Origin of the sequence: Streptomyces sp. IBSBF 2435, from assembly GCF_036815005.1 — a bacterium.
In the GTDB taxonomy this organism is placed as follows: domain Bacteria; phylum Actinomycetota; class Actinomycetes; order Streptomycetales; family Streptomycetaceae; genus Actinacidiphila.
This window is the reverse complement of the sequence record NZ_JAJSYW010000217.1, coordinates 1-10,722: the sequence shown is the minus strand read 5'-3', so window position 1 is coordinate 10,722 and position 10,722 is coordinate 1. Positions and strand designations below refer to the sequence as shown.

At 71.4% G+C, this 10,722-nt stretch carries 7 protein-coding genes; all 7 read right to left on the bottom strand.

What is annotated here, in order from left to right:
- Nucleotides 1–299: 299 nt before the first annotated feature.
- Nucleotides 300–3,419: an SUMF1/EgtB/PvdO family nonheme iron enzyme gene (locus V7E46_RS29500; protein WP_333771281.1), complete on the bottom strand. Its 3,120-nt coding sequence runs from the start codon at nt 3,417–3,419 to the stop codon at nt 300–302.
- A complete protein-coding gene (locus V7E46_RS29495; protein ID WP_333771280.1) occupies nt 3,410–4,603 on the bottom strand; it encodes a hypothetical protein in 1,194 nt (397 codons plus the stop codon). Before V7E46_RS29495 ends, V7E46_RS29500 begins: the two co-directional genes overlap by 10 nt.
- 41 nt (nt 4,604–4,644) lie before the next feature.
- Nucleotides 4,645–5,805, bottom strand: a complete 1,161-nt coding sequence (locus tag V7E46_RS29490; RefSeq protein ID WP_333771279.1) for a hypothetical protein — start codon at nt 5,803–5,805, stop codon at nt 4,645–4,647.
- 6 nt (nt 5,806–5,811) lie between these two features.
- Entirely contained in the window at nt 5,812–6,795 is a 984-nt protein-coding gene (locus tag V7E46_RS29485; protein ID WP_333771278.1) for a radical SAM protein, read from the bottom strand.
- 21 nt (nt 6,796–6,816) lie between these two features.
- Nucleotides 6,817–7,230, bottom strand: a complete 414-nt coding sequence (locus V7E46_RS29480; protein ID WP_329176485.1) for an NUDIX hydrolase — start codon at nt 7,228–7,230, stop codon at nt 6,817–6,819.
- Nucleotides 7,231–7,447: 217 nt separating this feature from the next.
- Nucleotides 7,448–8,383: an alpha/beta fold hydrolase gene (locus tag V7E46_RS29475; RefSeq protein ID WP_333771277.1), complete on the bottom strand. Its 936-nt coding sequence runs from the start codon at nt 8,381–8,383 to the stop codon at nt 7,448–7,450.
- A 573-nt stretch (nt 8,384–8,956) separates the two neighbouring features.
- Nucleotides 8,957–10,630, bottom strand: coding sequence for an esterase-like activity of phytase family protein (locus V7E46_RS29470; RefSeq protein WP_333771276.1), 1,674 nt, complete (start codon nt 10,628–10,630; stop codon nt 8,957–8,959).
- Nucleotides 10,631–10,722 lie beyond the last annotated feature (92 nt).

The window sequence follows — 10,722 nt, the reverse complement described above, 5'->3', positions numbered from 1 at the left end:
GGGGAAGGGGTGGGGTGAGTCGTCAGCGACAGAGCGCGGCGTGGGTACGGCACAGGTCCACGTGGCGGCGCTTCGTCCCGACCGGCAGCAGGACCGGCCTGACGTGCGATGCCCTCACGAAGACTCCCATCGGCGCGCCGCCTGGGGCGGCGCGTGGCGACCGCGGCTTCGGCGCGCCGGGCGCCGAGCCGCACTTGATGGTGTGCGAGACGAACGTACGTGGCGGGTGGGCGGCCTTGTCAAGAGCGCCCCGGCAGCCGGCGGCGCGCCCGGCGCCCGCCGCGCGGCCAGCCCCCGGACTACAGCTGCTTCATCAGGCGGAAGCCGACGTCCCATTCACGATCGGTCTCGCGCACGGTCACGTCGGTCCTGGTCTTCACCGAGCACCAGTAGTGCGCGAAGGAGCCGCCCTTGATCGGGAGGTAGCGGTCCGCGGGGGACTTGCCGCGGAATCCGCCGCGCCAGGCCGCCCCGCGCGGCCCGGAGTCGGGCGCGCACAGCTCCCAGACGTTGCCGCCGCAGTCGAGGAGGCCGAAGTGGCTGGCCCCCGAGGCGAACAGCCCGACCGCGGTGGTGGTCCTGATGTCGGTCTGCCGGCTGTTGCTGCGGGTGGTCGAGAAGTCGTCGCCCCACGGGTATCCGTCGAAGCCGTCGGCGGATCTGGCCGCCGCCATCCACTGCGCGACGGTGGGGATCGCGACCCGTTCCCTGCGCAGCGAGCCCAGCCAGTCGGCGAACGCCCGGGCCTCGTGGTAACTGACGCCGACGATCGGGTGGTTGGGAAGGTCGAACGGCGGTCCGTACTGCTCGGGAGCGCACCATCCGAGCCGGTTCCTGCAAGCGATGCCGTCCCGCGTCCAGTGGCCGTCGCTGCGGTAGCCCCCGTCGCGCAGGAACACCTCGTACTGCGCGTTGGTGACCGGGTACCTGCTCATGAAGAAGGCCGGCACCGCGACCGCGGCGGACCCGGACACCGGGACGCGCTGCTGCGGTACGAGAACCCACTCGATGACCGGAACGGCCGCCGCCGTCGTGTGCCCGACCCCGACGCCGGGGCGGTCGTCCCCGACCACGGCGAGGGCGCGGCCGAGCGCGGCGAGTTCGGCGGGCGGACGGACCGGCGTCCCGGCGAGCCGCGCCTTGATGACGCCGCGGAGCGTCCGGCGCGCCGTGTCGTCGGACGACTCGCCCCGCTGGACGCACATCGCGGCCAGCTCCGGCTGCGCCTCGCCGAGCCAGCCCACGACCGGGCCGGGGGTGCCGTGGAATTGCGGGACGAATCCCAGGGCCGCGCGCCAGGGGGACTCGGTCCACCAGGCTGCCGGATCGATGTAGTCGGCCACCGCGATGCCGTCCGGGATCCTGGCGGCAAGCGCCGCCGCGGCGAAGTAGTCCCGGATCACCCGGTGGCGGAAGGTGATACCCGAGCTGTCCTGGTCGACGAGGCCCGCCATCACCGCGGCCTCGATGAGCCGTGCGGCGGACGGCTCCCCCGCCCTGGCCAGCAGCGCGGTCGCCGAGGCCAGGTCCTGCCGGTCCTGGCGCACCCGGATGAGGTGCTCGGCGAGCGGGCCGAGGCCGGCGAAGAGCCGGTCGAGGGTCAGATCGTGGTAGCCGGCCTCGGCGTGCGGCCTGCTCCACAGCGAGGTGACCAGGTGGTCCAGGACATCAGGGCGGGACAGGTCGAGATATTCCCCGGTCCGCCGGATGGTCACCATCGCCCGCAGCAGGAACGGTATTCGGGCCAGCTGGAGGGCGGCCGGCGGATCGCGCAGCAGCCGCAGCCGCAGCGCGGCCACCTCTCCCGGCACCCTCCGCGGCACCCGCGCGGACAGCGACCACAACTGCTCGCGGTCGCCCCCGGCCAGGCTCCAGCTGTCCCTGACCACCTCGTAGTCGTGGCCGGCCAGTTGCCAGAACAATTCCTCGGCGTCCTCCGTGCCCAGCTCGCACTCCAGCTGGCGCAGGACCTCGGGCGGGTCCAGCGGCAGCAACTCCACCTCCACGCAGTTCGGCACGGACCAGTCGAGGCCGCGGGTGGAGCGGGTCGACAGCGTGATCGACGCGTTCGGGTGGGCGCGCATGAAGTCCAGCACCATGCGCTGGTGTTCGGGCGTCAGCTCGTCGAAGTCGTCGAGGTAGAAGACGCACCGGTGCAGGACGTCGTCCAGGGCCGAGCCGTCGAGGAAGCCCGCCCGGTCGCGGAGGATCTGCTCGATCCCGGCGAATGCGCTCTCCGGGCCGCCCCGGCCGCCGATCACCGCCAGGACCGGAACGGTCGAGCGGTCCACCTGGTAGGCGCGGCACTGCGCCAGCGCCAGCAGGTCCAGCAGCACGCTCTTGCCGATCCCGGGCGCGCCGGTGACGATCATCCGGCGTATCCGGGTGCGGCGCGTGTAGCCGATGACGTCGGGCACCAGCGTGTGCTCGGCACTGATGGCCGTACTGCGCACCTGCGCCCTGGTCACCACCGACGACCGCTCCAGGGAGTCGAACGACGGCCCCATGCCGCTGACCCGGACCTCTCCCACGAGCCGGCTCTCCAGCGTGCGGGCCAGCCGCTGTACGTACTGGAGCTCGTCGGCCGCCGGTGCCGCCGCGGCCGGCGTCGCCCAGGGCGCCAGCTGGTTCGACCGCAGGCTGCCGTCGTATCCGCGGGAGGAGTAGAACACCGGCACCTGCGTGGTGCTGCCGCTCGCGCGCAGCCGGTCGAACTCGGCGCCGACCCGCTGGGCGACCAGCGCCATGTCCGGCAGCGTCCCCGGTGTCACCGGCAGTTCCCTGAGCAGCACCGAGGACAGCCGGCCGGTTCCCGCGGCGGTGAGGTTGGCCGCCAGCTCGCCTTCCCGGGTGGCGCACAGCGCGAACTGGTCGGTCTGGACGAGGTCGCCCTTCGGCACCGACACCGTCGGCAGCCCCCGGCGCAGCTCGCGGTGCGAGACGTACCGGCGGCAGGCGTCGACCAGCAGGATCTGCCGCTTGACCCGCGCGAAGGACGAGGAGCGCAGGGCGAGCATCAGATCGTCCATGTCGACGTTGCGCAGCACCTCCTCGCGCGCGTCGCTGGTGAAAAGCCGCAGGTGGCCCTCGGGGTCGGTGATGCCGTGCCCGCCCCAGAAGAGGAAGAAGACGTCGCACGCGTGCTCCCGGACGACGTCGAGGAGCACGGCGTGGACGGCGTCGGAGGTCGGTTCGGCCACCTCGACGCCCGTACGCCGCCGCCAGTCGTCCGTGGCCGAGGCGGTGGCGGAGTTGGCGAACAGGCTGACATGGCCCGGCGGTGTGCCCATGGCCAGCAGCCAGTCGGTGAAGCGCAGCGCGTCGGCGGCCGGACCCGTCAGCGTCCAGTCCGGTCCTGCGGCGTACTTCTCGACGCCCACCACCAGCGCGCGGGCGTGCGCGAAGGCGTTCACGGACACGCGCTCAGCACGGCGTCCCAGCACTGGCTGTTCCACCAGTAGGCGCCGTGGCAGCGCGGGAAGGGCTGGCCGTTGTCGACCCGGACATCGCGGACCCGGTCGCCGAACAGCGGGGCGGCCGTGTACGCGAGGAAGTCGCGCGGGTCGTAGACGTTGACCCAGGGCGGGAATCCGGCCGGAAGCGGGGCGCCGGCGCGCAGGCCCCACAGGGCGTCGAGTTCCCAGAACAGGGGGGCCGCGGTACCCACCGTGACCAGGCGTACGTCGGACGGCTCCGCGGTCGCGAACAGGTCGGCGCAGATGATCCCGCCCAGGCTGTGCGCGACCACCACCACCGGCGGCTCCAGCCGGCCGACGTGATCGCCGACGAACCGCCGGATCGCCGCGCCGTCGCGCTGGTAGACGAGGATGTCGCCGGTGACCGGGGACGCGGACTCGGTGAAGGCCTCCCGCCGCCGCGAGACGTAGGAGGTGGCCCGCCCCGCGAAGAAGGTGCCGAGCCGCTGCTGGGCCCAGCCGAGGGCGCCGCGGTAGTCCTCGCCGCCGGCCGCCAGCACGGCCCGGAGGAATTCCTCTCTGACGCCCCGGTCGTAGACCACCCGCAGGCCGGGCCCTTCGGTCCGCTCCGCCCGGCGGAGCGCTTCCGCGACGGTGGCGCGGACCACCGCGGGCCAGGCCTCCAGCGCCGCGCCGCCGGCCGCCAGTTCGCCGAACGGCTGCGAGGCGGCGACCGTCCGGCAGCTCGGGGCGAACCCGGCGCCGAGCCCCGCCTCGCGGAAAAGCGCCGCCACCGGGTCCGACGCGGCGAAGCGGCGGTAGCGGTCCTCCAGGGCGCGGCCCTGCGACAGCCGGCCGGGGTGGAAGCCGCCGCCCTGCTCCTGGGGCGGCCCGTCCGCCGTTGCCAGCAGGCGCAGTTCGAACAGCGGGTCGTCCTGGAGCCGCTCCCAGACCAGGAGGTCCACGTCGTCCGCTGCGCCGTCCGCACCGGCGTCCCGGCTCGCGTCGGCGACGGGGACCGACGCGCCATGGGCGAAGAGCCTGCTTCCGTACGCCTCCCCCCAGAAACAGCCCTCGACGGTCAGGTCGGGACGCCGGGCGAGCAGCGAGCGGGACATCACCGCCAGCGTGGCATCGAACCCCTCCGCCCGCACGCCCGTGCCGTGCACGAACAGGACAGCCGTCACGGTGCTCCCCCTTGTGGTGTGCTGTCGCGTACCGCGTGAACTCAGCCGTGCGTCAACCGCTGTTCGATGGTCCACCGGATCGTCCGCCGGTGCCAGGCGTGCGCGGTCTGCAGCGCCAGCGCGGTCGTGAACGTCAGCGGTTCGCCGGTGCCCACGTACGGCACGGCCTTGATGTAGCGGCCCTGCCGCTCGTTGCCGATGACCGGGAATTCCCAGCCGTTCGGCTGCCTGCTGGTCCGCAGGAAGGTGAGCGGCCCGACGACCAGCCGGTGGAAGGGGTCGATGTCCAGTTGCAGCAGCGCCAGCGGCAGCGCGGGCGTGTAGCCCTGCAGCGCGATGGCCTCGCGCGAATCGGGGAGCGTCCCCACTGCGATCTCCAGGCTGGGGCCGCACAGTGCGCCGCCCACCGCGCGCGACAGCGCCCGGAGGCCGTTGCGCACCAGGTCACCGGTGCCGGCGCCGGCGGTGTCGCACCACCGGACGGCCCACAGCGCCATCGCCGTACTCGTCGGCTCCGGCTCGCCCCCGCTGGTGTGCCACAGGCCGCTGCGCCGGTGCCGGGTCCGCTTCAGGTAGCCGGTGCCGGCGTCGACGGCCGTCCGGACCAGCGCCTGGTCGATCCGCTGCGCGCCCGGGCCGGCGGATCCGGCGGCGAGGTGCAGCGTGTACGCGCACACGGCGGTGAGGAAGACCGACGGAGGATTGCGCGCGTCGCGGCTGAAGCCCCACGCGCCGTCATCGTCCTGGGCGTCGACCAGCCAGCGGACGGCGGCGGCGTAACGCCCTTCGTGCGGGCCCCGATAACCCGTCGCGATGAGCGCCCACAGGGTCGACGCCGTCGCCCAGACGTTCCGTGACGTCGAACTCCAGCACTCGTTCTCCGGGTACTTCGAATCCCCCACGGTCCCGGCGGCGACCGCGTAATGGGTGGACCACAGGTATCCCTGGATGCGCTCGCGCATGCTCGCGCTGAGCAGGCCCATACGGTGCAGGGCCAGCAGCACCGTCGCGGTGGTCTCGGGAAGCGACTCCGAGGCGACGCCGATCTGCTTGGGCACGCCGCAGTCCGCGTTGAAGGACGCGAGCAGCGGCTCCACCAGGTCGTACAGCCGTGCTCCCCAGAAGAGTTCGGAGTAGTGGAGGTCCCAGCTGTGCGCGCGTTCGCGGACGAAGGCCAGGTCGGCGTCGGTCCAGACATCCATCAGTGTTCACTTCTCATCGACAACCAGCCCCCCGCTGAGACGAGTCTTTTCGAGCACGCAGGATATTTCCAGTCCCGCGTCCAGCACGTCGGAATTGAGTCGCGCGTTCACATGACGCATGGCCGGGCAGTGCGCCGCGCTTTCCGCCCGGCTCAGTATCGACTCGGTTTCCGCTCCCGGCCGGCCGAGGAGTTCGGTGCCCGACCAGGTGAAGGAGTGTGCTTCCGGGACGTCGATGAACATCGGGCACATGAAAACCCGGCCGTCCGGCAGGAACAGCAGATTGTCACTGCTGCGGACCGCGCAGTACCTGCGGTGGTCACCGGCCGGAACGAAGGTGCGCTCCAGCCGGATGTCGATCCGGAGACCGGCCGACTGTTTTTTGATCTCCCGGACCAGCGCCCGCCATTCGGGAACCGGCAGCACCATCTCCGGTGTGGCGAAACCCCGGTTGGAGACGTAGTGCACATTCACCCAGCCGAAGCCGAGGCGGTCGCACAGCGCGAGAACGGCGCCGGCGTCGTGCGCGTTGCTCCTGCTCACCGACACGATGCCGAACATCTCGTAGCCGTGCTCCCGGGCCCTTTCGACGTTCTCCCTCATGCGCTGGAAGGAGTGCTCGCCGCGAACGGCGTCATGGGTCGCGGGGGTCGAGCCGTCGATACTGACGCCGACCACCGGCAGTCGTGCGCCCTCGAAACGGTCGACGAAGGACCGGAAACCGTGCCCCCCGTTGGTCACGATCCGTACGTGCAGTCCCCGCGCCTGCGCCAGCAGGACCGCGTCGGCGATCCCGGGGTAGAGCGTCGGCTCGCCGCCGAGGAAGGTCACCTCCTCGGTGCCCCACAGCCGGGGGGCGGCGGCGATCAGGCGTGCCAGCGAATCGTGGGCGAAACTCCGGCCGGTCGACAGGTTGTCGCCGACGAAGCAGTGCGCGCAGCGCAGGTTGCACCGGTAGGTGACGTAGATGTCCACGGATCGCACTCGCACGGGAGCCCACGTCCTAGGTCGCTATTTCACGGTGCGATACATCACGGTCTCGCGGAAGCCGGCCAGGAACGCCATGGCGTCCAGCCCGTCGATCTCGCTCTTCGACGCCCAGACGAACTGGTCGTGGTCGGCGGGGTCGAGTTCCACGTCGCCGCCCATGTAGCGGCAGAGGAAGACCGTCTGGAACGTCTGACGCTCGGGAAGGGTGGCCAGATTGGTGTACGCGTAGAGAAGGTGCTCGATGTCGACCTTGATCTTGGTTTCCTCGTGCACCTCGCGGACGAGGGCGTCCTCCAGGCTCTCGCCGGGGTCGACCGTGCCCCCAGGCAGATCCCATTTGAGCGGCATGTAGTCGTCCACGGCTGACCTGCGCGTTACCAGAAAACGTCCGTCCCGCTCGATGAGTGCGTGCGCCGCCCCGTAGAACAACGTCATTTGTCATCGCCTTTCCGTTGGACACGTAACCCTGGCGCCGATTTTCCGGAAGGCCGAAGATCAATACCGCAGCGGGTATCGGAACCCGGCCGTCATCGCGTCGGGAGGTGCGGCCACAGTAGCGTCAACCAAGCGCGGCATGCGAGGACTTGGCGTATCGCCTTTTTGCGCGGTGGACTTCGTACCTCTATTCGCCCGGCACGAGTGCCGGGGCGGGTCAGGCGTACTCGGTCGGCGGGTTCACACGTTCGACGTACGAGCAGTACGGGAGACCGTCGAGGGATTCCTCCGCAAGAAAGCGGGTGGTGAGGTCGGCCAGTTCGGCGGTCCGCTCCAGGTAGAGCATGTGGTCGGCGCCCGACACGACGGCGAACCGGCTGTCCGGACAGGTCGCGGCCAGGCCCCGGCAGCGGTCCGGCGTGGTGAAGCTGTCGTGCTCGCCCGTGACGGCCAGGACCGGTGCGGCGGGCGGCAGGCTGAGATCGACCATCTCGTGCTGGAGCAGGCGCTCGCTGTTGGCGAGGGTCTGGGCGCGCTCCTCCTCGGCGAGGTTCGTCAGGCGCCGCCGCAGGAAGCGCCGTACCTTCGCGGCCCCCGCGATGCGGTCCTCGCGCGCGGCGTTCATCAGGAAGTCCAGCGAGCGCTCGGCGAACTCCTCCATGTCACCCGACCGCAGACAGTCCAGCGCCTGGCGCATGCCGAGCCGGGCGTGCGCGGGGATCTCGGTCATGGTGCCGACGAGAACCATCCGCCCGACCTGCCCGGGGTGCTTCTGCGCGATGCGGTAGGCGATGGCGGTGCCGTAGGAGCCGCTGAAGATGTTGAGCCGGGGCAGTCCGAGCTCGGTCAGCATGTGGCACACGGCGTCGGCCAGCAGGTCGGCGCCGTGGTGCGCAGGCAGCACGCCGCCCGAACCCCAGCCGGGCGGGTCGACGGTCACCACGTCCATGTCGTCCAGCAGCGCCCGCTCCATCCGCCCCCAGCTCTCCTTGCGCTGGAACGCGCCGCCGATCATCAGCACGGGGGCGAGTCGCGGTGCGCCGCTGCGGACCACGCGCGACTCGCAGCGGAATCCTTCCCACGCGTGGCTGCGGACCTCGGCGGGCGACGGCACCGAGCGGCCGGCGAGGGGTCTCGGACTGGCGAGAGACATGTGTGTACTCATCCCTGGAGACGGTGGCGCGCACCATCGGTGGGCAGCAGCGTCGGCCGGCCGGCGGTTGTGGCCGGCGGATCACTGACGAGGCCTTGGCGATCACCTACAGGATGAGAACGCCGCGGCGGTTCAGCCGTCACCGTCAGCGGCCGGAACTCACCTGATCGACGTAGTCCCCCACCCGGGGGCGGGGAGGTTCTAGTCCTTGTGCCGGTAGTGCGGGCCGCCCATGCAGAACAGCAGCAGGCCGACCGAGATGGCGATCACGAGCAGCGAGAAGCCGATCGTCTCCAGGGCTCTCATGCCGACGTCCTCCTCCGACTCCGAGGGGCTCTCTGTCCCGTGCCGGGACGGCAGGGGCCACCGGTGACACGGGCCACCGGTGACGGCGGGGCCACCGGTGGTGACAGGGGTCACCGGGTCCTTCGCCTCACCGTCTCACGCTCCCGGGCCTCCGGCAGGTCGGGGCGCCCGCCAGCCGGAACACCGGTCTCGCAGGCCGGACGGCCCTGGGGCGCGGCGGACGCGGGTCCGTCCACCGGAGTGGACGGACCCGGCGGCGCCGGCGGGTCAGCGCACGTGGACCGTCACCGTGACGGTCTTGAGGACCGCGGGCAGCTTGGCGGTGTCGACCTTCAGGATCTCGCCGTTGTCGGTCCTGCCCGTGGGCGGCAGCACCTTCTGGTGGACCGTCCACGTCCCGTCCGGGTCGACGGCGATGGTGTCGATGCCGAAGTCGTCGTCGTTGGACAGGTACAGCGTCCGGCCGGCGTCCGTCGTGGCGACGCCCTCCACCTTGTCGTGCGCGAAGAACGCGCCGCTGGGGTCGAGTTGGCTCACCAGCGTCCCGACGTTGAGGTACGGCTGCTTCTGCGCGACGTGGACGCCCGCACCGGTGAGCGCGGTGAGCGCGGCATCGGTGCCGGCCGTCCCGACGAAGGCCTCCGGCGACTTGCCGCCGATCGTCAGGCCGCTGACGTCGGTGGCGCCGTTGATGTCGGCCTTGTAGAGGGTCTTCTGCGCGAACGGCTCGAAGTTGCCGTCCCGCTCGTCCAGCAGGAAGGCCGTGTTGGACAGCGCGGTGATCTCGCTGTGGGCGCCACCCGTGGTCGCCGGGTTGTCCAGCAGGTACAGATACTGCTTGGACTGGTACGTGCGCAGGTTGACCGCGACGATGCGGGTGGCCGAGACGTTGGCGCCCTTGGTGGTGCCGAGGTCCGGCTGCTGCAGCGCGGACTGCATGACGCCGACCAGGGTCGAGCCGTCCGGCGTGACCGTCAGGCCTTCCATGCCCTTGTTCCTGACGCGGTAGGCCAGCTCGGCCGGCAGGTATCCGATGATCGTGTGAGCGGCGTTGTCGGGGCTGTTCCGGTACGGGGTCAGCCGGCCCAGCTCGTAGCCGTTCGCGTCGAAGTGCGTGAGGTAGGGCCCGTACTCGTCCGAGACCCAGAACGTGCCGTCCCGCAGCGCCACCAGGCCCTCGGAGTCGTAGCCGTACGCGTCCCTGGCGACGGGCACAGGGGTGCCGCCGTTGGCGTTGGTCGCGGCGACGTCGTCGATGACCTCGCTGGTGTCGTGCGGCGGGCGACCGCTGTACTTCACGCCGCCGCGGCTCTTAGGCCCCTTCAAGGTGACCTGCTTGACCAGCTCGGCCCTGCCGTCGGCGAGTCTGAACTCGCCGATCTGGGGCGTGAACTCGGTGACCATCTCGGACTTGTTGCCGTCAGGGGCGTCGGCGTTCGGGCCGCGGTCGGTGAGCCCGTAGAAGCGGCCCGGCTTGCCCGGCACGGGGGCGAGCGACGAACCGTAGCCCTCGCCGGAGATCTGCGTGGTGCTGCCGCCGGGCCCGGCGACCTCCGCGAGCGGCGCCAGCGGCTTCCCGTTCGACCGGGAGTCCTTGAACAGCTGCACCGCGTCGGTCGTCGTGTAGGTGAAGGTGTCCGTGCCCTTGAAGCCGGCCTTCGGGGTGTACGTGAAGGAGCCGTCCGCGTCGACGGTCACCGTGCCGTCGGACGGGGCGGTGTGGCGGACGACCGCGGTCGCGCCGCTGTCGTTCCGCAGGACGTTGCCGGTCACCCCGCCGTGGCCGGAGAAGGTGTCGGCGGTCGCCTCGAAGTCGTGCGACGGTGCCGACAGCCACCCGGCCGCCTGGGCCGCGGCGGTGCCCGCGCCCGCCACGGCGACGGCGGCACCGATCGCGACGGCGACCCGGGTGCGCCTGCGAGAGAAAGGTCGTGAGGTCATACCCCTGAACCTGTCGGTCACCGGTGAACTCCGGGCCGACCCGGGGTGAACCCTCGATGCTCCCGACACCGACATTCCCCCGCCCCATTCCC

Coding starts and splice junctions, on each gene's coding strand:
- V7E46_RS29470 (WP_333771276.1), bottom strand. CDS start 10,630: ATGACCTCACGACCTTTCTCTCGCAGGCGCACCCGGGTCGCCGTCGCG.
- V7E46_RS29475 (WP_333771277.1), bottom strand. CDS start 8,383: ATGTCTCTCGCCAGTCCGAGACCCCTCGCCGGCCGCTCGGTGCCGTCG.
- V7E46_RS29490 (WP_333771279.1), bottom strand. CDS start 5,805: ATGGATGTCTGGACCGACGCCGACCTGGCCTTCGTCCGCGAACGCGCG.
- V7E46_RS29480 (WP_329176485.1), bottom strand. CDS start 7,230: ATGACGTTGTTCTACGGGGCGGCGCACGCACTCATCGAGCGGGACGGA.